General features: G+C 57.0%; 24 protein-coding genes. 12 read left to right on the forward strand and 12 right to left on the reverse strand.

The window, feature by feature from the left end:
- Positions 1-24: 24 nt before the first annotated feature.
- The 3 genes from RRF55_RS01410 to mntR form a co-directional block, all read right to left on the reverse strand.
- The gene (locus RRF55_RS01410) at positions 25-1,401 is read right to left on the reverse strand and encodes a glycoside hydrolase family 1 protein (RefSeq protein ID WP_032438608.1); all 1,377 of its coding nucleotides are present in this window, start codon (positions 1,399-1,401) and stop codon (positions 25-27) included.
- 169 nt (positions 1,402-1,570) lie between these two features.
- Positions 1,571-2,683, reverse strand: coding sequence for an anion transporter (locus RRF55_RS01415; protein WP_032414716.1), 1,113 nt, complete (start codon positions 2,681-2,683; stop codon positions 1,571-1,573).
- On the reverse strand, positions 2,680-3,153 hold the full coding sequence (gene mntR, locus RRF55_RS01420; protein WP_004183487.1) for a manganese-binding transcriptional regulator MntR: 474 nt from the start codon (positions 3,151-3,153) through the stop codon (positions 2,680-2,682). Before mntR ends, RRF55_RS01415 begins: the two co-directional genes overlap by 4 nt.
- Positions 3,154-3,338: 185 nt before the next feature.
- On the opposite strand from mntR, the gene mntS reads away from it, so the two are divergent.
- Positions 3,339-3,464, forward strand: coding sequence for a manganase accumulation protein MntS (gene mntS / locus RRF55_RS01425; protein WP_002895851.1), 126 nt, complete (start codon positions 3,339-3,341; stop codon positions 3,462-3,464).
- Positions 3,465-3,732: 268 nt separating this feature from the next.
- The gene (locus tag RRF55_RS01430) at positions 3,733-5,313 is read left to right on the forward strand and encodes a phosphoethanolamine transferase (protein ID WP_002895847.1); all 1,581 of its coding nucleotides are present in this window, start codon (positions 3,733-3,735) and stop codon (positions 5,311-5,313) included.
- A 90-nt stretch (positions 5,314-5,403) separates the two neighbouring features.
- Here the strand turns inward: RRF55_RS01430 and ompX are convergent, their stop codons facing one another.
- Entirely contained in the window at positions 5,404-5,916 is a 513-nt protein-coding gene (gene ompX / locus RRF55_RS01435) for an outer membrane protein OmpX (RefSeq protein ID WP_002895845.1), read from the reverse strand.
- 351 nt (positions 5,917-6,267) lie between these two features.
- Here ompX and rhtA point away from each other — a divergent pair, with 351 nt between their 5' ends.
- The 6 genes from rhtA to ybiO all read left to right on the forward strand — a co-directional run bounded on the left by rhtA (position 6,268) and on the right by ybiO (position 12,862).
- Positions 6,268-7,155, forward strand: a complete 888-nt coding sequence (gene rhtA / locus RRF55_RS01440) for a threonine/homoserine exporter RhtA (protein ID WP_032411096.1) — start codon at positions 6,268-6,270, stop codon at positions 7,153-7,155.
- Positions 7,156-7,392: 237 nt separating this feature from the next.
- Positions 7,393-7,896: a DNA starvation/stationary phase protection protein Dps gene (gene dps / locus RRF55_RS01445; RefSeq protein ID WP_002895841.1), complete on the forward strand. Its 504-nt coding sequence runs from the start codon at positions 7,393-7,395 to the stop codon at positions 7,894-7,896.
- A gap of 408 nt (positions 7,897-8,304) precedes the next feature.
- Positions 8,305-9,051, forward strand: a complete 747-nt coding sequence (glnH, locus tag RRF55_RS01450) for a glutamine ABC transporter substrate-binding protein GlnH (protein WP_002895839.1) — start codon at positions 8,305-8,307, stop codon at positions 9,049-9,051.
- 125 nt (positions 9,052-9,176) lie between these two features.
- Positions 9,177-9,836, forward strand: coding sequence for a glutamine ABC transporter permease GlnP (gene glnP / locus RRF55_RS01455; RefSeq protein ID WP_002895837.1), 660 nt, complete (start codon positions 9,177-9,179; stop codon positions 9,834-9,836).
- Positions 9,833-10,555, forward strand: a complete 723-nt coding sequence (gene glnQ / locus RRF55_RS01460; RefSeq protein WP_004142040.1) for a glutamine ABC transporter ATP-binding protein GlnQ — start codon at positions 9,833-9,835, stop codon at positions 10,553-10,555. Before glnP ends, glnQ begins: the two co-directional genes overlap by 4 nt.
- Positions 10,556-10,666: 111 nt before the next feature.
- Positions 10,667-12,862 carry a mechanosensitive channel protein gene (ybiO, locus tag RRF55_RS01465; protein WP_004142041.1) on the forward strand — a complete coding sequence of 732 codons (2,196 nt, stop codon included), beginning with the start codon at positions 10,667-10,669 and terminating at the stop codon, positions 12,860-12,862.
- A 2-nt stretch (positions 12,863-12,864) separates the two neighbouring features.
- Here ybiO and rlmF read toward each other — a convergent pair whose 3' ends face one another.
- A complete protein-coding gene (gene rlmF, locus RRF55_RS01470; protein ID WP_002895831.1) occupies positions 12,865-13,779 on the reverse strand; it encodes a 23S rRNA (adenine(1618)-N(6))-methyltransferase RlmF in 915 nt (304 codons plus the stop codon).
- A 96-nt stretch (positions 13,780-13,875) separates the two neighbouring features.
- Here rlmF and RRF55_RS01475 point away from each other — a divergent pair, with 96 nt between their 5' ends.
- From RRF55_RS01475 to ybiJ, 4 genes are all read left to right on the forward strand, one after another.
- Positions 13,876-14,490: a flavin reductase family protein gene (locus RRF55_RS01475; protein ID WP_002895828.1), complete on the forward strand. Its 615-nt coding sequence runs from the start codon at positions 13,876-13,878 to the stop codon at positions 14,488-14,490.
- Between the two features lie 139 nt (positions 14,491-14,629).
- Entirely contained in the window at positions 14,630-14,890 is a 261-nt protein-coding gene (locus RRF55_RS01480; protein ID WP_004183485.1) for a YdgH/BhsA/McbA-like domain containing protein, read from the forward strand.
- Positions 14,891-14,910: 20 nt separating this feature from the next.
- A complete protein-coding gene (locus RRF55_RS01485) occupies positions 14,911-15,177 on the forward strand; it encodes a DksA/TraR family C4-type zinc finger protein (protein ID WP_002895824.1) in 267 nt (88 codons plus the stop codon).
- A 285-nt stretch (positions 15,178-15,462) separates the two neighbouring features.
- A complete protein-coding gene (ybiJ, locus tag RRF55_RS01490; RefSeq protein WP_004176772.1) occupies positions 15,463-15,723 on the forward strand; it encodes a DUF1471 family protein YbiJ in 261 nt (86 codons plus the stop codon).
- A 108-nt stretch (positions 15,724-15,831) separates the two neighbouring features.
- On the opposite strand, the gene ybiB is transcribed toward ybiJ, so the two are convergent.
- The 7 genes from ybiB to RRF55_RS01525 form a co-directional block, all read right to left on the reverse strand.
- Complete coding sequence (ybiB, locus tag RRF55_RS01495; RefSeq protein WP_032414711.1) at positions 15,832-16,800, reverse strand: DNA-binding protein YbiB; 969 nt, start codon at positions 16,798-16,800, stop codon at positions 15,832-15,834.
- 29 nt (positions 16,801-16,829) lie between these two features.
- Complete coding sequence (gene dinG / locus RRF55_RS01500) at positions 16,830-18,986, reverse strand: ATP-dependent DNA helicase DinG (protein ID WP_004147693.1); 2,157 nt, start codon at positions 18,984-18,986, stop codon at positions 16,830-16,832.
- A 187-nt stretch (positions 18,987-19,173) separates the two neighbouring features.
- Positions 19,174-20,508, reverse strand: a complete 1,335-nt coding sequence (gene rhlE, locus RRF55_RS01505) for an ATP-dependent RNA helicase RhlE (protein ID WP_016947488.1) — start codon at positions 20,506-20,508, stop codon at positions 19,174-19,176.
- Positions 20,509-20,722: 214 nt separating this feature from the next.
- Entirely contained in the window at positions 20,723-21,715 is a 993-nt protein-coding gene (locus RRF55_RS01510; RefSeq protein WP_002895757.1) for a transketolase family protein, read from the reverse strand.
- Positions 21,715-22,560 carry a transketolase gene (locus RRF55_RS01515; RefSeq protein ID WP_002895753.1) on the reverse strand — a complete coding sequence of 282 codons (846 nt, stop codon included), beginning with the start codon at positions 22,558-22,560 and terminating at the stop codon, positions 21,715-21,717. Before RRF55_RS01515 ends, RRF55_RS01510 begins: the two co-directional genes overlap by 1 nt.
- A gap of 13 nt (positions 22,561-22,573) precedes the next feature.
- Positions 22,574-23,323: an SDR family NAD(P)-dependent oxidoreductase gene (locus RRF55_RS01520; RefSeq protein WP_002895750.1), complete on the reverse strand. Its 750-nt coding sequence runs from the start codon at positions 23,321-23,323 to the stop codon at positions 22,574-22,576.
- A 50-nt stretch (positions 23,324-23,373) separates the two neighbouring features.
- Positions 23,374-24,705 (reverse strand): MFS transporter, encoded by a 1,332-nt coding sequence (locus RRF55_RS01525; protein WP_002895749.1) that lies wholly within the window; start codon positions 24,703-24,705, stop codon positions 23,374-23,376.
- Positions 24,706-24,817 lie beyond the last annotated feature (112 nt).

Below are 24,817 nucleotides of genomic sequence, written 5' to 3' on the forward strand. Positions count from 1 at the left end.
CACCATCTGACCGCCAGGGCTGCGTTACATCGCTTCGCCGTTGCTGCGGAACACCTGCTTCAACCATGCATAGCTCTTCTTCGGCACCCGCCGCAGGTCCTTGAGGTCATGGTTTTCGCGATTGACGTACACCACGCCGTAGCGCTTACGCATATCGCCCTGTGAGCTCAGGATATCGATTAATCCCCAGCCGAGATAGCCGATCACCTGCGCCCCATCCTCAAAGATGGCCGCTTTCATGGCGTTGATATGGTCGCGATGGTAAGCGATACGGTAATCGTCGGCAATGGGATGTTCGCCGTCCCAGGACTCAATCACCCCGATGCCGTTTTCAATCGGGAACACCGGCAGGCGCCAGTCGTTATAGTAACGAGTGATGATCGTCCGGAAGCCCAGCGGATCAATCTGCCAGTTCCATTCCGTCGCTTTCAGGAACGGGTTATCCTGGTTGCCAAACAGCATATAGTTGTTGACCGCCGTTCCCGGCGGGATCGCGTCGCTGTTCAATGTGCGGCTGGCGTAATAGCTGAACGCCAGATAATCGACCTTCACCGTCGCCATCAGGGCGAGATCCTCCGGACGATAGATATCATCGAACCCTTCCGCGGCGACAAAATGCATCACCTCCGGGCTATAACCCTCACCCGCGTAGGCGCGCAGCAGGTTCTGGTTTAAGAACTCATCCAGCTCCTGGGCGCAGTGGATATCGCGTGGTTTGCAGGTAGCCGGATAGACCAGAGCGTGAGCCAGCATTCCGCCCATCTGACACTGCGGCTTCGTCTGGTGCAGATAGTGAGTCAGATGGACGTGCGCCATCATCACATGATGCTGGATCAGATACAGTTCGCGCAGGGTCTTCTCCCCCTGCAGATAGCCGGAAATCAGAAACGCTTCCGGCGAATGGTACAGATTCTGCTCATTAAAGGTGAGCCAGTATTTCACCTTGTGGCCATAGCAGGCGATCATCTTCTGGCCGTAGCGGATAAAAGCGTCCATCACCCGGCGGTCGGTAAAACCGTTGTAGCGCTCCGCCAGCGACAGCGGCATATCGAAGTGGTACAGGCAGATCATCGGCTCAATGCCGCGGGCGATCAGTTCATCTATAAATTGATGGTAGAAGGCAATCCCCTGTTCATTGAATTCGCCATCTCCGTCAGGGCACACCCGGCTCCAGGCGATCTGAAAACGGTAGCAGTTCATGCCCAGATCCTGCATCAAATCGAAATCTTCCCGATAACGATGATAAGAGTCGGTCGCCACCTTCCAGTCGGAGGCGAACTCCGCCGGTTGACGGATATCATACACCGACATCCCCTTGCCACCCTCGTTCCACGCCCCCTCCGTCTGCATGCTGGAGACGGAATTTCCCCATAAAAAATCTGCCGGTAGTCTGTTCTTCATGCTGCGCCTCGGTATATGACTAGTCATTTAAACGTAATGACTAGTCATATACCGGAAAGTGAAAAGGTAAGCAAAGGCCGGGATCGGTTTCTGTGAGCCGGACAAAAAAAGATCGCCCCGAAAGGCGATCCTGGCGATCGAAGTGAATGATGGCGCGATTCTGTTGAGATCAGGCGCTGAGTTTGAAGAGCCAGTAGCCGCTGAGTGCCGCCCATAGCAGCATTGGAATGGAGTAGAGATGGAAGCGCCACCAGATGCGCCGATCGCTGGCCATACGCAGGGCGATAATATTGGCCAGCGAGCCCGGCAGCAGGCCAAAGCCGCCCACGTTAACCGCCCAGGCGAGCAGTATCGACGGCGGGACATAGTTGAGCAACAGAATAGTCGAGGGCACATTACTGATCACCTGCGACAGGCCAATAGCGGTCAGCCACAGTCCACCGCCGGAGAGGGTCCCCACCCCGCTCAGCACCTGGTGCAGCGCCGGAAGCTGGGTCAGCAGATGGACGTCAATAAACATCACCATAAACACCAGCAACAGCGACCAGTCGACATGGACGATCACCGCCCGGGCCAGCACCAGGAAGCCCAGCAGCACCAGCGCCAGCCCCCACAGGGCCTGATTCATCTCCAGCGCCGTCAGAAACACCACATACAGTCCCAGACAGCTCCAGACGAGCTTAGGTTGCCATGACGGCGCCCTGTCGCTGCTCTGGTAACTTAGCCGCTTCGCCGGAAAACAGAACCAGCACAGCGCCAGCAGGGTCAGCATCGTCGCCGCTGCCAGAGGCAGCATCTGACCGATAAACCCGAAGAAAGAGAGGCCGGATCGTCCCCACAGCAAAATATTCTGCGGGTTGCCGATCGGCGTCAGCAGCGAACCGGCGTTCACCGCCAACGCTTCGAAAATAATCAGCCGGTTCACCGGGATGGCGCACCATTTTTTTAGCGTCAGCGTCAACGGCACCACAATAAACAGCGCAACGTCGTTGGTAAGAAAGGTAGACAACAGCGCCGCCGCCAGCACCATAAAGATGGCCAGCTGGCGCTCAGTCACAAAGCGGCGGGCCATTTTTCGGCCCAGCACGTCAAAATAGCCGCTCAGTTCGATCCCCTTAGTCAACAACATCAGGCCGCTAAGCGTGACGATGGTATGCCAGTCAATGGCCGCCGGCCAGCTTGCCGGGACAAACGGCACGATGGCGCTGAGCACGCAGGCGATAATCAGCAGCAAATGGAGAAAACGATCGCGCAGCAGCGACTGGACGAAGGGAAGAGTCATGCTTCCTGAGATCCCTGTGTTTGGGTAAATTTCAGGAACATCGCCAGCGTCTCTTCGCTCACGTGATGCTCCATCCCTTCCGCATCACGTCGGGCAATCTCCGCGCTGACGCCGATCGCCAGCAGGAAGTTCTCCACGATTTGATGGCGCTCGCGGCTCTCCTGGGCTAGCTTCTCACCTTCCGGGGTTAAGAAGATCCCGCGCCAGGGGATCTGTTCAATAAGACCGACGCTGGCCAGGCGTTTGAGCATTTTAGCGACCGTAGGTTGCGAAACGCCAAGACGCGCGGCCATATCCACCTGGCGCGCCTCGCCCACTTCGTTGATCAGATCGGAGATCAGCTCCACATAGTCATCGATCAGCTCGCGGCGATGCGCTTCCCGCACCTGGCGAAACCCTTCCACGTGCTCTTCAACATTCACTAACTGCGTCACTTTTTTTGTTATTGGCTTACCTGCGCGACGGTTCATTGTGCTTCCTCATTCGTGTGACGCGTCAAGCATCGTATAAAAAGATCCACATTGTAATGGATTGCGCCAAGAGCACAAAAAATTAACGTTTTAGCCATAGCTATAAAATATAGCCTGTGCTATATCTGTATATAATGCAAACATCCATCAGGGAATGACGGAGCGAACTGGCAGGAGGAGAGCAGATGAATGAATTCAAGAGGTGCATAAACGTGTTTAGCCATTCACCCTTTAAAGTACGATTAATGCTGATCGGTATGCTGTGCGAGATGATCAACGGTAAACCGCAGCAGGGCAAACCCAATTCCTAAGGCGGCGTCGCGGTACGCCGCTTCATTTTTCTGTCATTTTCTGCCGGTAAAATGACCGGTTCCCCCCGTTTCCCTGACCTTTTTTCAAGTTTTGTAAGCGCCCTCGCAAAACAATCTGTTATGTCTGGTTGACCTTACCATTTACAAGCCCTATCTTTGCACAGCCCTGCCACATTCGCGGCTCGCAGAGACCCTCTTCACGCACTGTCCAGCAGGTTTTACCCCTTGACGCCAGGGGATGCGCATGGCCTCTTTTTGATTGTTTACTATGAATGTCACCACCCTGAAAGATACGCTGGTCGCCCGCCGACTGGCACTGAACCCATGGACGGGATTCTACTTTTTACAGTCGCTGTTAATTAACCTGGCGCTGGGCTATGAATTTAGCCTGCTTTATACCGTGGCATTTACCTGCGTGTTACATCTGCTCTGGCGCGCCTTTCCGCGCGTCCAGAAAGCGGTGGTCGGCGCCTATTCCCTGCTGGCGGCTCTGTACTATCCCTTTGGCCAGGCCTACGGTGCCCCCAACTTCAACACTCTGCTGGCGCTGCACGCCACCAACGTGGAAGAGTCTACGGAAATCCTGACCATCTTCCCGTGGTACAACTATCTGCTGGCGGTCTTCATCTTCGCTCTCGGGGTCATTGCGGTTCGCCGTAGGATCGTTGAGCCATCACGCTGGGGAAAAATGGATACGCTGGGCCTGCTGTTCAGCATCGGGATCTTCTTTCTCCAGCCGGTGCAAAACCTTGCCTGGGGCGGTGTATTCAAGGTGATTGACACCGGTTATCCGGCCTTTCGTTTTGTCAAAGACGTGGTGGTGAATAACAACGAGGTGCTGGACGAACAGGCGCGGATGGCGCAGCTGGCTGGCATGAAAGACAGCTGGCACGTGCTGGCGGTAAAGCCAAAATACCATCTCTATGTGGTGGTGATCGGTGAAAGCGCGCGCCGCGATGCCCTCGGCGCTTTCGGTGGCCATTGGGACAACACGCCGTTTGCCAGCTCGGTAAACGGTTATCTGTTTAACAATTACATCGCCGCCAGCGGCTCAACGCAGAAATCGCTCGGCCTGACGCTTAACCGGGTGGTCGATGGCAAACCACAGTATCAGGATAACTTTGTCACCCTCGCCAACCGCGCCGGTTTCCAGACCTGGTGGTTCTCCAACCAGGGGCAAATTGGCGAGTACGACACCGCTATCGCCAGCATCGCCAAACGGGCGGATGAAGTACAGTTCCTGAAAAACGGCGATTTCGAAGCCAATAAAAACACCCAGGACGAGCAGTTGCTGAAGCTGACCGAGCAGGTGCTCTCAACCCAGCGTACCCAGCCGCAGCTGATTGTCCTGCACCTGATGGGCTCTCACCCACAGGCCTGCGATCGGACCAAGGGCAAATACACGGTTTTCGTTCAGTCGAAAGAGACCTCATGCTACCTCTACAGCATGACGCAGACCGATTCGCTGCTGGCTAAGCTTTATCATCAGTTGCAAAATTCCGGTGACACTTTTTCCCTGACCTATTTTTCCGATCATGGTCTGGCGTTCAAGGAGCGGGGCAAAGAGGTGCAGTATCTGGCGCATGATGATAAGTTCCAGCAGAACTTCCAGGTGCCGTTTATGGTGCTATCCAGCGATGACAAAGCGCATAAAGTGATTAAGGCGCAGCGTTCGGCGAATGATTTCCTCAGTTTCTTCTCCCAGTGGACCGGGATCCAGGCGGCGGAAATCACCCCACGCTATCGGTTTATCTCTGAGCAAAAGGCCGGTCCGGTGTACATCACCAACTTCCAGCTGCAGAAGGTGGACTACGCTCACCTCGGTACCGATGAGTTCACAGTCAATTAATCGCGCCGGCCCGGCCAGTCGCCCGGGCCGGCCGTCAGCAGGCAAAAAAAATCCGCCCCGAGAGGCGGATTTTTCATATCACCGGAGTGATTAGAAGCGGTAACCCACGCCAGCAATCCAGGTGCCGACGTCAACGTTACGAATACGAGACTGCTCGTAGGAGAAGTCCAGAGCAACGTTTTCGATCGGGTTGAACTGCAGACCAGCACCGTAGGAGAAACCGTAGTCGCTCATATCGGATTTATGAGGGTAGTTGTTGTTCTGGAATTTACCGTAACCAACACCCACTACGCCGTAGATGCTTGCCCAGTCGTTCAGACGGTAAGCCGGACCAGCGGTGATGCCGTAGTACTGACCTTTGTTGTAAGTACCGTTGCTGTTGTTATCCTTCTCGGTGTAGGTGAAGGAACCGATAACGCCCAGCGGGTTGTTATCTTGCTCGTAACGGTATTTCAGGTTGAAACCGCCAGCTTTGTTCGCTTTACCCTGCATGTCGCTCTGCGCGTAACCGCCGGTTACGGTAGAAGTTGCAGCAAATGCAGTGGTACCTACGGATGCAGCCAGAACAACGGCCAGTGCTGAAAGACGTGCAATTTTATTCATAACCACCTCAAATGTGTTTCTAATAAGTCCTAAGCCTTAAATATATCAAAAACTTTTGGGAAACTCTTTGGAGTTTACATTGTCTAACATACTTTTTCATGTAACCAAAAGTTTCCATATTTCTGTAACAATATGGAAAACAACAATTTTTGGCGTTAACTTACATCTTAACGCTCATTAAGAAATTCGCAAGCATCCAGATTAATCCTAACCGCCTGGTGAATTTCTCAGCAGTTTTCGCCATTGTACTGTTTTTGCCCCTGTTTTTTTCAACATTAGCTCAACCGCCGGCAGGTAATTCCAGTACACTGGAACTTTTACCCCTTTTGACAAAACCTGACAGGAGAAAGGATGCCCGGTCCATCCAGAAAAGCGGCGGCATGGTTGCCGATACTGGTGATTTTAGTCGCCATGACCTCGATTCAAAGCGGCGCATCGCTTGCTAAATCGCTGTTCCCGGTGGTCGGCGCCCCGGGCGTCACCGCCCTGCGTCTGGCGCTGGGAACGCTTATTCTGGTGGTGGTGTTCAAGCCATGGCGGCTACGTTTCTCCCCGGCGCAGCGCGTGCCGCTGCTACTGTACGGCCTGGCGCTCGGGGCGATGAACTATCTCTTTTATTTATCCCTGCAGCGCATTCCGCTCGGCGTGGCGGTGGCCCTGGAGTTTACCGGCCCGCTGGCGGTGGCGCTGTTTGGTTCGCGCCGCCCGCTGGATTTTGTCTGGGTGGCGCTGGCGATCCTCGGACTATGGTATCTTCTGCCGCTGGGGCAGAACGTGGCGCAGGTCGATTTAACCGGCGCGCTGTTCGCCCTCGGCGCCGGGGCGTGCTGGGCGGTCTATATTCTGACCGGACAGCGTGCCGGTGAAGAGCATGGTCCAGCCACGGTAGCGATGGGGTCGCTCATCGCCTCGCTGGTGTTTGTGCCGTTAGGCATGGCGCAGGCCACCGATACGCTGTGGCAGTGGTCGCTGCTGCCGCTGGGTTTGGGGATCGCGATTCTCTCCACCGCGCTGCCCTACTCCCTCGAGATGATGGCCCTGACGCGCTTGCCGACGCGCACCTTCGGCACGCTGATGAGCCTTGAGCCAGCGTTAGCTGCCCTCTCCGGTATGATCTTCCTCGGTGAAACGCTGAAGCTCTCCCAGACCCTGGCGCTCGGCGCGATCATTATCGCCTCGATGGGCGCCACGCTGACTATGCAACGGCAGACTAAAGTCGAGCAGGTCGATATCAATTAACATTCTGTTACGGCGCCGGCCCGAGAGAAATCCGGGCCGTTCAGCCGAATATAAACACCTGATATTTAAATATTTTTAAAATAACCAACCACTTTGCGCTATCGGAGTGATATAGCCTGCCGATGCCTCACTCTTGAAAACCCTTGCTATACTTATTTCCGAAGTCATTTGGGACAACGCTCCACATCATTCAGATCTGAAGTGTGATGAGCATCAATATCAAGAGGATATGAAACGATGAGTACCGCAAAACTGGTTAAATCAAAAGCGTCTAATCTGGTCTATACCCGCAACGATGTCGCTGACAGCGAAAAGAAAGCGACCATTGAGCTGTTGAATCGCCAGGTGATCCAGTTCATTGACCTGTCACTTATCACCAAGCAGGCACACTGGAATATGCGCGGTGCGAACTTTATCGCCGTGCACGAAATGCTGGATGGCTTCCGTACCGCGCTGACCGAACATCTGGACACCATGGCCGAGCGCGCGGTGCAGCTGGGCGGCGTCGCCCTGGGTACCACTCAGGTCATTAACAGCAAAACCCCGCTGCAGAGCTACCCGCTGGACATCCATCACGTTCAGGATCACCTGAAAGCCCTGGCTGACCGCTACGCGGTAGTGGCGAACGATGTGCGTAAGGCGATCGACGAAGCAAAAGACGAAGACACTGCAGATATCTTCACCGCGGCTTCCCGCGATCTGGATAAATTCCTGTGGTTCATTGAAGCCAACATCGAGTAAGGCTTTGCCGCCGGCCCAGCGCGGTCGGCGGCGCCTCAGCGTTTCTCCCTGCCCTATATTCCATCCTTTGCTTTTCATCCTCCACTGGCCTTGCACCGTTTCAGGGCACCAGATTGATGAAAATGCGCGCAAAAGTAAAAAGATTGTAATAATCACCTCACACAATCGTTACGTCGAGATTGTTTTCCCATCAGGGTTTGCGCTAAAAATGGGCTGGTAATTCAGCACCCTTATGACGCACCAAAATGACGCCCCATCATGGCGCAGTCACTGCCTGAAATGATCGTTCTTGTGCAACGACTTACGCTTCGTTTGTTGAAAAACAACAGCTTGTAAAAGTGGCACGATTTTTTCATTAGGCTAGTCGTTCTCGCAGGGGATCGTCCCGTGGATATAAAAGGAAATGCTATGAAGTCTGTATTTAAAGTTTCACTGGCTGCACTGACCCTGGCTTTTGCGGTTTCTTCCCATGCCGCCAATAAGACCCTGGTTGTCGCCACCGATACGGCGTTCGTCCCGTTCGAATTTAAGCAAGGCGATAAGTATGTGGGTTTTGACGTTGACCTGTGGGCGGCTATCGCCAAAGAGCTGAAGCTCGACTACACCCTGAAGCCAATGGACTTCAGCGGCATTATCCCGGCGCTGCAAACCAAAAATATCGATCTGGCGCTGGCGGGGATCACCATTACCGACGAGCGTAAAAAAGCGATCGACTTCTCCGACGGCTACTACAAAAGCGGCCTGCTGGTGATGGTCAACGCCAATAATAACGACATCAAAGATGTCAAAGATCTGAACGGTAAAGTGGTCGCGGTGAAGAGCGGCACCGGCTCCGTTGACTACGCGAAAGCCAATATCAAAACCAAAGATCTGCGTCAGTTCCCGAACATCGATAACGCCTATATGGAGCTGGGAACCGGTCGCGCGGATGCCGTGCTGCACGATACGCCGAATATTCTGTACTTCATCAAAACCGCGGGCAACGGTAAGTTCAAAGCGGTAGGCGAATCACTGGAAGCGCAAAACTACGGTATCGCCTTCCCGAAAGGCAGCGACGAGCTGCGTGAGAAAGTGAACGGTGCGCTGAAAACGCTGCGCGACAATGGTACCTATAACGAAATTTATAAAAAATGGTTCGGCACTGAACCCAAATAATAAAAACGTACTTCGCCGGACCGAGGTCCGGCGACACCACAACGGTCTTCCGGCACAGGCTCGGCGGGAGACGGTATTTTGGCGGAGGCTTTCCTCTGCTCTCGACACGGTAACAGGAACGTATTATGCAGTTTGACTGGAGTGCCATCTGGCCTGCCATTCCGATTTTGCTGGAAGGCGCCAAAATGACGCTGTGGATTTCCGTCCTCGGCCTGGCCGGCGGTCTGATAATTGGTCTGGTGGCCGGTTTCGCCCGCTGCTTCGGCGGCTGGATCGCCAACCACATCGCGCTGGTCTTTATTGAAATCATTCGCGGCACCCCGATTGTGGTGCAGGTTATGTTCATCTACTTTGCGCTGCCGATGGCCTTTAGCGATCTGCGCATCGACCCCTTCTCCGCGGCGGTAGTGACCATCATGATAAACTCGGGCGCCTATATCGCGGAAATCACCCGCGGCGCGGTGCTCTCCATACATAAAGGCTTCCGCGAAGCGGGCCTGGCGCTTGGCCTGTCGCGTCGCGAAACCATTCGCCACGTGATCCTGCCGCTGGCGCTGCGCCGCATGCTACCGCCGCTGGGCAACCAGTGGATCATCAGCATCAAGGATACCTCGCTGTTCATCGTCATCGGCGTCGCCGAACTGACCCGTCAGGGACAGGAGATCATCGCGGGCAACTTCCGCGCGCTGGAAATCTGGAGCGCTGTAGCCGTGATCTACCTGATTATCACCCTGGTCCTGAGCTTTATTCTGCGTCGTCTTGAAAGAAGGATGAAAATCCTGTGATTGAATTTAAAAACGTCTCCAAGCACTTTGGTCCGACCCAGGTGCTACACGATATCTCTCTGAAAATTAATCAGGGTGAAGTGGTGGTCATTATCGGCCCTTCCGGTTCCGGTAAATCAACGATGCTGCGCTGCATCAATAAGCTGGAAGAGATCACCAGCGGCGATCTGATTGTCGATGGTCTGAAGGTCAACGACCCGAAGGTGGACGAACGTCTGATTCGTCAGGAAGCCGGGATGGTTTTCCAGCAGTTTTATCTGTTCCCGCACCTCACGGCGCTGGAAAACGTGATGTTTGGCCCGCTGCGGGTACGCGGCGCCAGCAAGCAGGCGGCAGAGAAGCAGGCGAAAGAGCTGCTGGCGAAAGTCGGTCTGGCTGAGCGCGCGCATCACTATCCGTCCGAACTCTCCGGCGGCCAGCAACAGCGTGTGGCCATCGCCCGCGCGCTGGCGGTGAAGCCGAAGATGATGCTGTTTGATGAACCGACCTCCGCGCTCGACCCGGAGCTGCGCCATGAAGTGCTCAAGGTGATGCAGGACCTGGCGGAAGAGGGCATGACGATGGTGATTGTGACCCACGAAATCGGCTTTGCCGAAAAAGTGGCCTCGCGACTAATCTTTATCGACAAAGGACGAATTGCTGAAGACGGCAATCCCCAGGAGCTGGTGAAGAACCCGCCCAGCCCGCGCCTGCGTGAATTCCTGCAACACGTCGCCTGACCCACAACGGCTCTCTCCCCCACGATGAGAGCCGCTTTTCCAGAATCCTCTTCCCTCCCCTTCCGCCAGCGGCTTCTATACTTACCCGTTTACGTTGCAACGGAGGTGCCCATGCCGTGGATCCTGCTTTTGCTCGCTGCACTGTTTACTGCCCCGCTTTCCGCCGCCACCCTCCCCGGCGTGCCGACGGCTAACACTGATAAAAACAGCGCCAGCGAACCCGATGTGGAACAGAAAAGAGCGGCTTATGCCGCACTGGCCGATGTGCTGGCCAACGACTCCGCCCGTCAGGAGCTCATTGACCAGCTGCGTAAAGCAGCCGCCACGCCGCCGCCCGACAGCACCCCGACGCTGACGCCACCGGCGGTCAAAGAAGAGACCACGGTACTGGAGAACGTCACCCAGATAAGCCGGGAATATGGCGAACAGCTCTCATCACGCTTTTCCCAGCTGTGGCGCAATATCACCGGCTCACCGCATAAGCCCTTTAATCCGCAAACCTTTACCAGCGCGGCCTGGCATTTTTTACTGCTGGCCGGGCTGGTGTTTGCCTTCTGGTGGCTGGTACGCCTCGCGGCGCTGCCGCTGTATCGCAAAATGGGCGAATGGGGACGGCATAAAAACCGCGATCGCGGTAACTGGCTTCAGCTGCCCCTGACCATCGCCGGGGCGTTTATCATCGACCTGCTGCTGCTGGCGCTAACCCTGTTTGTCGGTCAGCTGCTAAGCGATCGCCTGAATGGGAATAACCCTACCATCGCCTTCCAGCAGAGCCTTTTCCTCAACGCCTTCGCGCTGATCGAGTTTTTTAAAGCTATTCTGCGGCTCATTTTCTGCCCGCGCATTCCTGCCCTGCGGCCCTTTAACCTCAGCGACGAGGCCGCGTCATACTGGAGCCTGCGCCTGAGCGCGCTCAGCAGCCTGATTGGTTACGGTCTGATCGTCGCGGTGCCGATTATTTCCAATCAGGTGAATGTTCAGGTTGGCGCACTGGCTAACGTCGTCATCATGCTGTGCATTACGCTGTGGGCGCTGTACCTGATTTTTCATAACAAAGCGGTGATTACTCAAGGGTTGATCCACCTGGCCGACCACTCACTCGCTTTCTTTAGCCTGTTTATCCGCGCCTTCGCGCTGGTCTGGCACTGGCTGGCCTGCGCCTACTTTGTGGTGCTTTTTTTCTTTTCCCTGTTCGACCCGGGCAACAGCCTGAAATTCATGATGGGCGCCACCCTGCAAAGCCTGGCGATTATCGGCGGCGCGGCGCTGGTATCTGGCATCCTGTCGCGCTGGATAGCCAAAACCATCACCCTGTCGCCCGCCACCCAGCGCAACTACCCTGAACTGCAAAAGCGGCTAAATGGCTGGATCTCCGCCTCGCTGAAGGCGGCGCGCATTCTCACCGTCTGTGTCGCCATCATGCTGCTGTTGAGCGCCTGGGGCCTGTTTGACTTCCGGGAATGGCTACACAACGATGCCGGGCAAAAAACGGTGGATGTGCTGATCCGCATCGCCCTGATCCTCTTCTTCTCCGCCATCGGCTGGACGGTTCTGGCCAGCCTGATTGAAAACCGGCTGGCATCGGATATTCATGGCCGTCCGCTGCCCAGCGCGCGGGCCCGGACGCTGCTGACGCTGTTTCGCAACGCGCTGGCGGTGGTGATCAGCACCATCACGGTGATGATCCTGCTCTCGGAAATTGGGGTAAACATTGCGCCGCTGCTGGCGGGCGCCGGGGCGTTAGGGCTGGCCATTTCGTTTGGTGCGCAAACCCTGGTCAAAGACATTATCACTGGCATATTTATCCAGTTCGAGAACGGGATGAACACCGGCGACCTGGTCACCATCGGTCCTTTGACCGGCACCGTGGAACGAATGTCGATTCGCTCCGTGGGGGTACGTCAGGATACCGGCGCCTATCACATTATTCCCTGGTCCTCGATCACCACCTTTGCCAACTTCGTGCGCGGCATTGGCTCGGTTGTGGCTAACTATGACGTTGACCGCCATGAGGATCTGGATAAAGCCAGCCAGGCGCTGAAGGCGGCGGTGGACGATCTGCTGGCCCAGGAGGAGATCCGCGGTCTGATCATTGGCGAACCGTCGTTCGCCGGGCTGGTGGGGCTGAGCAATACCGCCTTTACGCTACGCGTCAGCTTCACTACCCTGCCGCTGAAGCAGTGGACGGTGCGTTTTGCCCTCGACACCCAGGTGAAAAAGCACTTCGATCGCGCCGGGGTTCGCGCGCCGGTACAGACCTGGCAGCAGCTGCCGATGCCGGGCGCCGACAGCCCGGCCGCCGAGTAGCGTTAGAATGGACGACGGCGTTTGGCGTCGTCCATAAAGCTCCAGGCGATAAAGCGACTTTGCTTTTGCCCCTGGGCCATCTCCTTTTTCACCACTTTCACTGCGCCGACCTCGGTCAGCAGGCGGTAGAGCGGCGGCAGATTATCGCCGCGCGACACCAGCGAGGTAAACCATTTCACCTGGCGGGCGAAGGCCTGGCTTTCGCGGATCATCTGCGAGATAAAGGCTACTTCGCCCCCTTCGCACCACAGCTCCTGCTGCTGACCGCCAAAATTGAGGCCGCTTTCGGCGCCGAGTCCGAGGTTGCGGCGCTTGCGCTCGCCCCCCGCCCGGGCGCTCTCTGCGGAGTCATGGAACGGCGGATTACACAGCGTGGCGTCGTAGGTCTCGTTTTTATGGATCACGCCGTGAAAGATAGCCTGGCTCTCTTTTTGCCGGCGCAGGCGGATCTGCCGGGTCAAGCCCGGGTTGCCATTGATAATCGCCTGCGCGCTGGCGAACGCCTGCGGGTTGATTTCACTGCCGGTAAAGCGCCAGCCATACTCGTGAGCGCCGATCAGGGGATAGATGAGGTTGGCGCCGGTGCCAATATCAAGGATCGTGGCATCCTTCGGCACCTCGCCGCTATCCCCGGCCAGCAGATCCGCCAGATGATGAATATAGTCGGCCCGCCCAGGCACCGGCGGACAGAGAAAGCCGTCAGGAATGTCCCAGTGTTTGACCGCGTAGAAATGCGCCAGCAGCGCTTTATTCAACGCCTTCACCGCCTGCGGATTGGCAAAATCAATGGTCTGCTCACCCAGCGGATTGAGCGTAATGTAGCCCTGCAGGTCAGGATGGGCCTGGCAGAGCGCGGGCAGGTCGTAGCGTTGATGGTGGCGGTTACGCGGGTGTAACCCCGGTTTCTGGGCTTTCATGACAATCTCCTTTGAACAGCCGCGTAAGATACCCGTTGACGGCGGCGCGGTAAATAAGGGAGTCTGGATATCTCCATTATCCGTGACAGGTGCAGCATGTACTTTTATCAACCTTCGCAGGGCCACGGCCTGCCGCATGACCCGCTGAACGCGATAATCGGGCCTCGCCCGATAGGCTGGATCGCCTCCCAGGACGCCGAGGGCCAGCGTAATCTGGCGCCATACAGCTTTTTTAACTGCTTTAACTATCGGCCGCCAATCATTGGTTTCGCCAGTAGCGGCTGGAAAGACAGCGTGCGAAATATCGTCGAAACAAAGGAGTTCGTCTGGAACCTGGCGACGCGACCGCTGGCCATGGCGATGAATGAAACGTCAGCCTCGATTCCGCACCATGAGGACGAATTCGTGCGCGCCGGCCTCACCGCCGCCGCCAGCCGCCTGGTCAGCGCTCCACGGGTCGCGGAGAGTCCGGTGAACTTTGAGTGCCGTCTGTCGCAGTGTATTCAACTCACCACCGCCGACGGCAACCCTGTCGATACGTGGCTGGTGCTCGGTGAAGTGGTCGCCGTGCATATCGATGAATCACTACTGGACAACGGTATCTATCAAACCGCCCGCGCCCAACCGATCCTGCGCGCCGGTGGCCCGAGCGCCTATTACGGTATTGATGACAGCCTGCGCTTTGACATGATCCGCCCTGACGCCCGCTAAATAATCTACCGGCCAGAGTAGCGCTCCCCTGCGCCGGTAGCATGCAAAACGCACTGTTTTGCATTAAACATTCCCTGTCGCGCGGTCTGGAAAGACCTACACTTAAGCTATGTCCCATGCGGTTTATGAGGATATGCTGATGAAATTCGTCTCGCTGCTGTTCGCCGCGGCGCTCACCGCTCATGCCACCGCGGCCTCTCCCCTGCCACCGCCACCCGTACTGCCCTATAACGGGCCGCTCCGCCCTGTCGGCACCGTCTCCGCCTTCGGCGCCAGCACCCTGGACGACCTGGCGGCCGCCCTCGCGGATAAGGCCCACCGTCATGGGGCGATAGCCTGGCGGATCAATGCCGCCAGCAGCGGTAACCGGCTGTACGGTTCAGCTATAATTTATCAATAACCTTTTACAGGAGGCAGACGATGGCATCAGGTTGGGCAGGCGACGGCGCCGTACAGGATCAGATCGACAGCACTATTGACGATGCGGTGGCTCGCGCCCGCCGCGAGCTTCCGCGCGGCGAAAGCAACAAATTTTGTGATGAATGCGGAGAGCCGATTCCGGAGGCCCGGCGACAGGCCATCCCAGGGGTCAGATACTGCGTGAAGTGCCAGCAGGAGAAAGATTTACATAACAATACATTTTCAGGATATAATCGTCGCGGCTCAAAGGATAGCCAGCTACGTTGACTTTCCTTTACCGTTTATGACAGCCTTTCGCATTATCTTTTCGCGCACACTTTTTGGCGGAAAAAGTCGCAATATGTGCCCTTAAGCGCGCCGGTGTTCCTCGCTTCGCCGTCAGACGAAAAGAAGGAGAAATAATTTATTAATAATCAGTAAATTATTAATCATTCAAAAAATTCGATAAAGACTGTGAATTTACTTCGATTTTATCTCCCGCAGAAAAGCGTGATACTTATCACATCGACGGAACATCGTCCCCTGAACAGAACAACCTGCGAGAGACTAACTATGAAAAACATCAAATATGCTGCCGCTGCCATCGCTCTGACTGCTCTTTCCTTCGGCGCCTTTGCCGCCGAACCGGTTACCCCCGCTCAGGCTGAAAGCATGAATAAGATCGGCGTGGTGTCTGCGCAAGGCGCAACCACTTTAGATGGTCTGGAAGCAAAACTGGCTGCTAAAGCCGAAGCCGCTGGCGCGACCGGCTACAGCATTACTTCCGCTAACACCAACAACAAACTGAGCGGTACTGCGGTTATCTATAAATAATCGCTGCACCCATCTGTAAGCCACTGAATTAACCCTGAAAAGACCTTTAATACCCTTGCCTTGCCCGTCCGAGCCACCGGACGGGCTTTTTTTATCCTGCAGATCCGATCACCAACAGTCGTTGACGAGGCTGAGGCCCTGCTCCAGCGAGGTGACTTCCCCGCAGGCCACCAGACAGCAGGCAAGCTGGATCTTCAACGAGTTGGGCACCGGTTCGACGCCAGCGACGCAGCGTTCAATCCAGCGCGCGGTGACCTCAGGGTCTTTCGAGGTCGGCAGGACCACCGCCTCCGCTGCCATCTCAGTCTGGCGTTCGTACAGCACCCGCACGCCCTGCTCATCAATCAGGCTGATCTGCGGACAGCGCTGCGGGTTGGCGTACACTTCGCCCTCGGTACCATGCATCAGCAGCGCGCGGCCACCGGTCTCGCGAAAGAAGTTCGCCACCCGGGGAACATATTCCGGATGCGACACGCTGGAGAGACGCAATGCCTCCCCTTCGCCAAACGGCGTGGCCAGCTTGGCCAGGGTATGGGCGCTGTTGCGTACGCCCATCCGCCAGCGCATCGCCAGCTGTTTCTCCAGCGGCGGACAGAAGGCCCCCACCGGGATATACACCGGTTCATGGCCCTCCAACTGCGCCTGAGCCTGTCCGGCGTGCAGGGTGGCCGGAATGTCCAGCAGGGTAAAAATGGTTTCGGTCAGCACCCGGGTGGGATCGTGACTGACGCCGTGAACCACCACCGGAAATCCCAGCTTGTGCAGGAGCATCGCCAGCAGCGGCGTGAGGTTCGCCTGCTTGCGCGCGCCGTTGTAGCTGGGGATAACGATCGGCATCGGCTTGCCGGCCGGCGGGGTCAGGCGCAGCGTATGCTGCTGCATCGCGGCGTAAAAACCTTTCATCTCCGCTTCGCCTTCGCCTTTAATGCGCAGGGCGATTAATATTCCCCCCAGCTCCAGCTCCGGCACCTCGCCGTTCAGCATCCGCGCGTAGAGCGCACGGGCGGTCTCTTGATCGAGATCGCGGGCATGATTCTTACCGCGACCCACCTCTTTTATAATTTTGCTGTACTCCATGGCTCCCCCTGGTGCATCACGCGCCGGCGTCAGCGACGTTTGCGGCCCGTCTGTTTTGCTGTCTGTTTTGCTTTCCGTTTTACTATAACCTCCGGAACGCCCGGCTGCTCTATGGGAAAAACAGGTAACGCGTTCAGTAGACGCGCGCCGTAGTTTTTGGTCAACAAACGCTTATCGTAAATCACCACCTCTCCCCAGCAGTTATGGCTACGGATCAAACGCCCCACCTGCTGAATAAGATTAAAGGAGGCGCTGGGCAAACTCTGTACCTCGAAGGGATAACGATTGAGGCTTTTCAGCCATTCGCCTTCGGTGATCACTACCGGGCTGTCGATGGGCGGAAAAGCGATTTTATGGATATGCACCTGGCTTAGCAGATCGCCTTTTAAATCGAGACCTTCGGCAAAGGACTGCAGACCCACCAGCACGCTGCGCTCGCCGCTTTCCACCCGTTTGCGATGCAGCTCCACCAGCCGGTAGCGCGGCTGGTCGCCCTGCACCAACAGCATCAGGCGCAGATCGGTCACATGCTCGAGGAAGCGGTTCATCGCCCGCCCGCTGGCAAACAGCACCAGCATCCCGAGATGTTTTTTGCTCTCCACCTGCTGGCGAAAATAGGCCGCCATCTCGGCAATGTGCTGCTCTTCGTTATCCATCAGCGGTTCATAACGCATTTGAGGAATAATAATTTTCCCCTGCTCCACGTGGTTGAACGGCGAATCCAGCGCCACGAAGCGGTCCCCCGCTTTCTCCTTCAGACCGCTCATCTCCTGCAGGCGCGAGAAGCTGTTTAGCGAGCGCAGCGTCGCTGACGTCACCACGATATGCGGCACGCTGCGCCACAGCAGCCGTTCAAGCTGATCGCTGACGCGGATCCCGACGCAGTGGAACCAGACGTGGATCTGGCCATCGCGCACCACCCGCGTCGCCCATTTGGTTACCGGCGCGCCTGAGGACTGCGCCAGCGACGCCAGGCGCCACAGCTTGCTTTGGCTTTCAAACATGCCAAGGGCGCGGTTCATCTGCAGCAGCACCCGATGCAGGCGCACCACGTCATGGCTGCCGGTCTTTTCGCTGAGATCGTTCAGGAACAGCTCCGCCAGGCCGCGCAGCAACTCGGTGAGCTTCGCCAGCCGCTGGCAGATCTCCATCACCTCCTGCGGCAGTTCGCCCATCGGGAAGCGATGCTCCGCTTCCTGACCGGCGGGCATATAGAGATTGAGAATATTATTCAACGAGGCAATCAGCTCGAAAAGCTCTTCGCAATGAGCGGTGAGCCGCTCCGGATTGGCCAGCGGCGGCGTGGTTTTCGGACGAAACTGCTCCATGCAGGTGGCCACCAGCTTGCAGAACAGATCCAGCTGCAGGCGAAACCAGGGGGCGGTGATCTCGGCGCTCATCTCCAACGCGTCGCGGGCGACGTCCGGCAGATGATGGCCTTCATCGAGGACCAGCAGCAGGTTTTTCGGCTCCGGCAGCACCGCTTCGCTCTCCATCGCCGCCATCACCAGCGCATGGTTGGCCACCACCACTTCCGCCTCCTGAATTTCCCGCCGCGCCACAAAGAACGGGCACTCGCGATAGTAGTGGCAGTTGCGGTTCAGGCAGCTGGCCTTATCGGTGCTCAGCCGACTCCATAGCCCATCGTCGATGGCTTTGTCGGTATGGTCGCGCAGGCCGTCCCAGCGGTAGCTGTCGAGATCCTGCTTCAGGGTCGCGCACAGCTTCTGCTCCGCCTGATTATTCGGGGTGAGATCGTCATCGAGAAAGGCCAGCAGATCCTGCTGCGACGGCTCGGTGCTGGCCAGCGCCGTCAGGTTGCGCGGACAGACGTAGCGTCCGCGGCCAAAGGCGGCGGTAAAGCGCAGGTCGGGAATGATTTTACGCAGCAGCGGCAGGTCCTTACTGTAGATTTGATCCTGCAGGGCGACGTTGGCGGTGCTGACCACCAGCGTTTTTTGTTCCTCGCGGGCGATGGCGATGCCCGGGATCAGATATGACAGCGTTTTGCCGACGCCGGTCGGCGCTTCGATAGCCAGATGCCTGCCCTCTTCCCCGGCAAGGGTTTTCGCCACATCGGCGATCATCTGCCGCTGCGGGGGACGCGGAATAAAGTCCGGGATCTGTTCCTGAAGCGCCTTATACCAGGCGGCGATTTGCGCTTTCAGCGCAGCGGTCAAAGCCATGAGAAAACCTGAATACTGTATAAACAGCCACTATTGTGCCATTTTTGCCCGCCCGGAGGTATTGCTTTCTGCGGAGTGTGGAAGCCTGCTCGACAAATAGTGTAATGGAAAGAAAAAGGCCCGCCGCCGCGTAGCGGACAGACGGGCCTGAGCCGGGGCGCGTTATCGCGGCCCGGACATCAGCGTGTTATTCGCCAGCCGGTTTACGCGGGCGACGGCGGCGCGGCGGTTTGCCGTCCTGAGTGCGCGCTTTCGGCGCCTCGCCGTCCTGACGGCGCGGGGCATTATTCTGGCTGCGCGGCTGTCCGCTGCGTCCCTGACCTTGCCCACGACCGCCGCCGCGCTGCTGGCGACCGTTCTGGATAGGTTCGGCTTTAATGGACGGATCCGGCTCATAGCCGGCAATCGCGATGCGCGGGATCTCTTTTTTCAGCAGGCGCTCGATATCGCGCAGCAGCTTATGCTCATCCACGCACACCAGCGATAAGGCTTCGCCGGTGGCCGCCGCGCGACCGGTACGGCCGATACGGTGGACGTAATCTTCCGGTACGTTCGGCAGCTCGTAGTTCACCACGTGCGGCAGCTCTTCGATATCCAGACCGCGGGCGGCGATATCGGTCGCCACCAGCACGCGAATGCCGCCGGATTTAAAGTCGGCCAGCGCGCGGGTACGCGCTCCCTGGCTCTTGTTGCCATGGATCGCCGCGCTGCGGATGCCGTCTTTGTTGAGCTGTTCCGCGAGGTGGTTGGCGCCATGCTTGGTACGGGTAAACACCAGCACCTGCTGCCAGTTGCCTTCGCCGATAAGCTGCGACAGCAGTTCACGCTTGCGGTTCTTGTCAACAAAATGGACGTGCTGGGTGATCTGCTCGGACGCGGTGTTACGACGCGCCACTTCCACTTCCAGCGGGTTGTGCAGCAGTTTCTCGGCCAGGCCCTTGATCTCGTCGGAGAAGGTCGCCGAGAACAGCAGATTCTGTCGACGCGCCGGCAGTTTGGCCAGTACGCGACGGATGTCATGGATAAAGCCCATATCCAGCATGCGGTCCGCTTCGTCCAGCACGAGGATTTCTACTTTATCAAGACTGACGGCGTTCTGATGTTCAAGATCCAGCAGACGGCCCGGGGTGGCGACGAGGATGTCGACGCCGCCGCGCAGCTTCATCATCTGCGGGTTGATGCTCACGCCGCCAAAGACCACCAGCGAGCGAATATTCAGGTATTTACTGTAATCGCGGACGTTCTCGCCCACCTGCGCCGCCAGCTCACGGGTCGGGGTCAGGATCAGCGCGCGCACCGGACGACGGCCCTTTGCGTGCGGCTCATTCTGGATCAGGCGCTGCAGCAGCGGCAGGGTAAAGCCCGCCGTTTTACCGGTGCCGGTCTGGGCGCTGGCCATCAGGTCACGGCCCTGCAGTACCGCCGGGATCGCCTGCTGCTGGATAGGGGTCGGCTCAACGTAGCCCTGCTCAGCGACAGCGCGCAGGATATCGGGATTCAGGCCTAGGGAATCAAAAGACATAACAACTCCGAACCGCCCCGGCCCGGTGAAGGGCGTAGTTTTCAGGGAGATTATTGCGATAAGAGATGGCAAAAACCACAATGCCATGAAGGGGCGCAGTCTAGCAGATTTTGTGACAGGCCGCATAAAATCTGCAAAAGAATGCCGCGCCTGGCTGGCGGGCATGAGAAGGCCGCTGAGCGCGCTCAGCGGCCAGTGGGCCATAGCAGCGCGGTTAACGCAGACGATACTTAATTTTTTCGACAATCTTCGCGGTGGAGATGCCGTAGCGATCGTGGAGGGTCGGCAGGGCGCCGGCTAACAGGAACGCGTCGGGCAGCCCCACGCTATCCAGCTCACAGCGTACGCCCTTACGCATCAGCAGCGCGGCCACCGCTTCCCCCAGGCCGCCGACCGCGGTGTGGTTCTCCGCAGTTACCACCAGGCGGCCCGGCTTCGACGCCTGTTCAATAATCGCTTTCTCATCCAGCGGTTTGATGGTCGGCACGTGCAGAACCGCCACGCCGATATTATCGGCCCGCAGCTTTTCAGCCGCCTCCAGCGCGCGCATGGTCATCAGCCCGGAGGAGATAATCAGCACATCGTTGCCGTCCTCCAGCAGCTTCGCCTTACCCAGTTCGAACTGATAGTCATATTTATCCAGCACCAGCGGCACCTTACCGCGCAGCAGACGCATATACACCGGCCCCTGGTGATCGGCAATGGCCGGTACCGCCTGCTCTATCTCCAGCGCATCGCAAGGATCGACGATAACCATCCCGGGGATACCGCGCATGATCGCCAGATCTTCGGTGGCCTGATGGCTGGGGCCATAGCCGGTCGTCAGGCCCGGCAGCGCCGCGCAGATCTTCACGTTCAGATGCTCTTCGGCGATGACCTGGTGAATAAAATCATAGGCGCGACGGGTTGCAAAGGCGGCATAGGTGGTGGCGAAAGGAATAAATCCCTCCTTCGCCATCCCCCCTGCCGCCGCCATCAGCAGCTGTTCGGCCATGCCCATCTGGAAAAAGCGATCCGGGAAGGCCTGGGCGAAAATATGCAGGTCGGTATATTTTGACAGATCCGCAGTCATGCCGACGATTTCCGGGCGCTGCGCCGCCAGTTTTGACAGCGCGACGCCGAAGGGCGCAGGGACGGTCGCCTGGCCTTCATCAGCAATCGAGGCGATCATCGCCGACGTTTTTAAACGGGGTTGACTCTGGCTCATTACAGCACTCCTTCCGGTTTGTTAGCGTCCAGCACCGCGATCGCTTTTTGCCATTCGTCGGCATCGACGCGAATAAAATGGTTTTTATCGCGGGTTTCGAGGAACGGCACCCCTTTGCCCATCAGCGTGTCGCATAAAATGACCCGCGGCTGATTGCCGGAATAACTTTTCGCGTTGTCAAAGGCGGCCATCACCGCCGGCAGATCGTTACCGTCCACGCGCTGTACGTACCAGCCGAAGGCGGCCCATTTATCCTGCAGCGGCTCAAAGCCGAGGATTTTGCGTGAATCGCCGTCAGCCTGCTGTTTGTTGACATCGACAAGGTTAATCAGGTTGCTCAGGCCATAGTGAGCCGCCGACATCGCCGCCTCCCAGGTCGACCCTTCGTCCAGCTCCCCATCGGACATGGAGTTGTAGACCCAGGCCTTACTCTGTTTCTGCCGCAGCCCGAGCGCCATGCCGACGGCGATAGACAGCCCCTGCCCCAGCGAGCCGCCGGACATCTCCATCCCCGGGGTGTAGGTCGCCATGCCGGACATCGGCAGGCGGCTGTCGTCGGAGCCGTAGGTTTCCAGTTCGGCTTCCGGGATAATGCCCGCCTCCAGCAGCGCGGCATAATAAGCGATAGCGTAATGGCCATGAGAGAGCAGGAAGCGATCGCGCCCCTCCCACTCGGGATCTTCCGGGCGATAGGTCATGGCATGGCTGAAGGCGGTGGCGAGCACATCGGCATAGCCCAGCGCCTGGCCGATATAGCCCTGCCCCTGCACTTCCCCCATTTGCAGGGCGTAACGGCGAATACGCCACGCCGCCGCGGCGACTTTTTGTGATTCGGTCATCTTCATCTGTTTGCCTCGCTTAGTGAATTAACATGCCGCCGTTAACGTCCAGGGTGATGCCGGTGGAGTAGGAGGAAAGATCGCTGCCGAGGAACAGCGCGGCGCGCGCGATGTCTATCGCGTCGCCAAGGCGGTTCATCGGAATGCCGGCAAGAATGTTGGCCGTCATGTCATCAGTCAGCTTGCCGGCGGTAATGTCGGTCTGAATCAGCCCCGGGGTGATGCAGTTAACGCGGACGTTATCCGGGCCAAGCTCGCGCGCCATCGCCCGCGCCAGACCCAGCACCCCGGCTTTTGCCGCGCTGTAGTGCGGTCCGCCAAAGATACCGCCGCCGCGCTGGGCGGAGACGGACGAGATGCAGACGATGCTGCCGGATTTTTGCGCCCGCATGGTGGGGATAACCGCCTGCGACATCAGCAGCGTGCCGCGCAGGCTAACATCAAGCACCGCGTCATAGTTGGCGCGCTTGATATCCATCAGCTTCAACGGCTGGGTAATCCCGGCGTTATTGACCAGTACATCAACCCGACCGTATTTCGCCAGGATCTGTTCGATGGCCGCCTGCACCTGCACTTCATCAGCGACGTTGGCCGCCAGGCCGAGATGGCCTTCGCCTAATGCCGCCGCGGCGGTTTTACTGGCTTCCCCATTGAGGTCGATAATGACCACTTTCGCGCCGTTTTCGGCGAATAATTTCGCAGTCGCGAAGCCCAAACCGCGTGCGGAGGCCGCGCCAGTAATAATGGCGACTTTATCTTTTAATAACATAGTTTCACTCCATGACATTACGTCATATTAATTAACAGGATATATTTCCGTTATTGTGGTTCATCGAGGAAAAGAATCACCACCAAACCAATGGCGGCGCAGATACCAAAATAGGTAAATACAGAATTAAAACTCCCGGTTTTATCAAGCAAGAAACCAGCCGCCATCGGCGCGACAAATCCACCGAGGTTGCCGCCGCTATTAATTATGGAAGAGGCGATTGGATAGGTTTTGCTATCCGAAACGGCCATACCGTACGCGGTAAAGGCTGGCCAGCCGATATTTAAACAAAAGCCGACAAAGAATAATCCAATACAAACTGCCAGGGTGCTGGCCGGGATATTCAGCATAATTAGCATCATGACCACCGTTGACACCGCAGTGAACATCATGGTGGGTTTACGCCGGCGGCCTAATAGCTTATCCGAAACCCATCCGCCGCCGATCGCGCCAATAAAGCCGCCGATGCACGGCATACTGGCCACGAAGCCCATACTCATTACATCGAAACCGCGCTCTTTGACTAAATACAGGGGGATCCAGGTTAATAATCCGTACAGCACGCTAACCATCATAAAATACGCCAGGCAGTCACCGAGAATATTTTTTGAGGTGAATAAGCCTTTCGCCGTATCAATTGGCGCCATTTTCTTTACCCGAATGATTTTATCCAGCCAGGTGAATCTTTCGGCAATTAAGATATTTTCGCGTACGCTATTATTATGACTTTCACGCCCGGCATTAATCTCTGCCAGTTCGCTTTGGGAAACAAATCCGCTCTCAGCAGGCTTGGATTTGACCAGCAGATACCACGCGATGGCCGCCACAATTCCGGGTATAGCAAAAGAGAAAAAGACCCACCGCCACCCCCAGGTCACCGCAATCCACACCGCCAGCGGCGGCACAATAATCGGCGCAAACATGGTCGCCGCGATGTAAACGCCGGTTGCCGTGGCTTTCTCTTTTGGTGGAAACCAGTTATTTATGGTGGAAGCCAGCCCCACCGGGCAAGGCCCTTCGCTCAGCCCCAGTCCCAGCCGCACCAGCTTCAGGCCAAACACGGAGCTCACCGTGCCCATCAGCCAGGTAAAGGCGGAGAAGCCGAAAATGGAGAGCGATACCAGCCCCCGGGTACCGCGTTTGGCAATGAAAAAGCCGGCCGGGATCTGGCTTACCGCATAGCCGAGGAAAAACATACTGGCGATGGCCCCGGCTTCAAAATTATTGATATGAAACTCATCAATGATGAAAGGCAGTACCGCGCCAATATTCGTTCGGTCGGCGTAATTGATGGCATACACCAGAAAAATCATCGTCAAAACCACGAAACGATATTTCGTTTTCCTGGCGTCAGTACAGACCAGCGTATCTATACGTGACATAGGGTTTCCTCGTTTTATACCTCATCCACTTCGCTGTAAGCTGCCGCTTCGGATCACCGCGTTTTACTATCCATACAGGAGCAAGAGATAAATGCTTTTCGCCAGCGAAACA

Source organism: Klebsiella sp. K47 (genome assembly GCF_051858335.1).
Classification (GTDB): Bacteria; Pseudomonadota; Gammaproteobacteria; order Enterobacterales; family Enterobacteriaceae; genus Klebsiella; species Klebsiella pneumoniae.

Excerpts from the sequence above, each read along its gene's own strand:
- ompX (WP_002895845.1), bottom strand. The coding sequence starts at position 5,916 with ATGAATAAAATTGCACGTCTTTCAGCACTGGCCGTTGTTCTGGCTGCA.
- RRF55_RS01475 (WP_002895828.1), top strand. The coding sequence starts at position 13,876 with ATGTACTTTTATCAACCTTCGCAGGGCCACGGCCTGCCGCATGACCCG.
- RRF55_RS01480 (WP_004183485.1), top strand. The coding sequence starts at position 14,630 with ATGAAATTCGTCTCGCTGCTGTTCGCCGCGGCGCTCACCGCTCATGCC.
- RRF55_RS01415 (WP_032414716.1), bottom strand. The coding sequence starts at position 2,683 with ATGACTCTTCCCTTCGTCCAGTCGCTGCTGCGCGATCGTTTTCTCCAT.
- mntS (WP_002895851.1), top strand. The coding sequence starts at position 3,339 with ATGAATGAATTCAAGAGGTGCATAAACGTGTTTAGCCATTCACCCTTT.
- dps (WP_002895841.1), top strand. The coding sequence starts at position 7,393 with ATGAGTACCGCAAAACTGGTTAAATCAAAAGCGTCTAATCTGGTCTAT.
- glnH (WP_002895839.1), top strand. The coding sequence starts at position 8,305 with ATGAAGTCTGTATTTAAAGTTTCACTGGCTGCACTGACCCTGGCTTTT.
- RRF55_RS01520 (WP_002895750.1), bottom strand. The coding sequence starts at position 23,323 with ATGTTATTAAAAGATAAAGTCGCCATTATTACTGGCGCGGCCTCCGCA.
- RRF55_RS01525 (WP_002895749.1), bottom strand. The coding sequence starts at position 24,705 with ATGTCACGTATAGATACGCTGGTCTGTACTGACGCCAGGAAAACGAAA.
- RRF55_RS01510 (WP_002895757.1), bottom strand. The coding sequence starts at position 21,715 with ATGAGCCAGAGTCAACCCCGTTTAAAAACGTCGGCGATGATCGCCTCG.
- rhtA (WP_032411096.1), top strand. The coding sequence starts at position 6,268 with ATGCCCGGTCCATCCAGAAAAGCGGCGGCATGGTTGCCGATACTGGTG.
- rlmF (WP_002895831.1), bottom strand. The coding sequence starts at position 13,779 with ATGAAAGCCCAGAAACCGGGGTTACACCCGCGTAACCGCCACCATCAA.
- RRF55_RS01430 (WP_002895847.1), top strand. The coding sequence starts at position 3,733 with ATGAATGTCACCACCCTGAAAGATACGCTGGTCGCCCGCCGACTGGCA.
- mntR (WP_004183487.1), bottom strand. The coding sequence starts at position 3,153 with ATGAACCGTCGCGCAGGTAAGCCAATAACAAAAAAAGTGACGCAGTTA.
- ybiB (WP_032414711.1), bottom strand. The coding sequence starts at position 16,800 with ATGGAGTACAGCAAAATTATAAAAGAGGTGGGTCGCGGTAAGAATCAT.
- ybiO (WP_004142041.1), top strand. The coding sequence starts at position 10,667 with ATGCCGTGGATCCTGCTTTTGCTCGCTGCACTGTTTACTGCCCCGCTT.
- RRF55_RS01515 (WP_002895753.1), bottom strand. The coding sequence starts at position 22,560 with ATGAAGATGACCGAATCACAAAAAGTCGCCGCGGCGGCGTGGCGTATT.
- glnP (WP_002895837.1), top strand. The coding sequence starts at position 9,177 with ATGCAGTTTGACTGGAGTGCCATCTGGCCTGCCATTCCGATTTTGCTG.
- dinG (WP_004147693.1), bottom strand. The coding sequence starts at position 18,986 with ATGGCTTTGACCGCTGCGCTGAAAGCGCAAATCGCCGCCTGGTATAAG.
- ybiJ (WP_004176772.1), top strand. The coding sequence starts at position 15,463 with ATGAAAAACATCAAATATGCTGCCGCTGCCATCGCTCTGACTGCTCTT.
- RRF55_RS01485 (WP_002895824.1), top strand. The coding sequence starts at position 14,911 with ATGGCATCAGGTTGGGCAGGCGACGGCGCCGTACAGGATCAGATCGAC.
- rhlE (WP_016947488.1), bottom strand. The coding sequence starts at position 20,508 with ATGTCTTTTGATTCCCTAGGCCTGAATCCCGATATCCTGCGCGCTGTC.
- RRF55_RS01410 (WP_032438608.1), bottom strand. The coding sequence starts at position 1,401 with ATGAAGAACAGACTACCGGCAGATTTTTTATGGGGAAATTCCGTCTCC.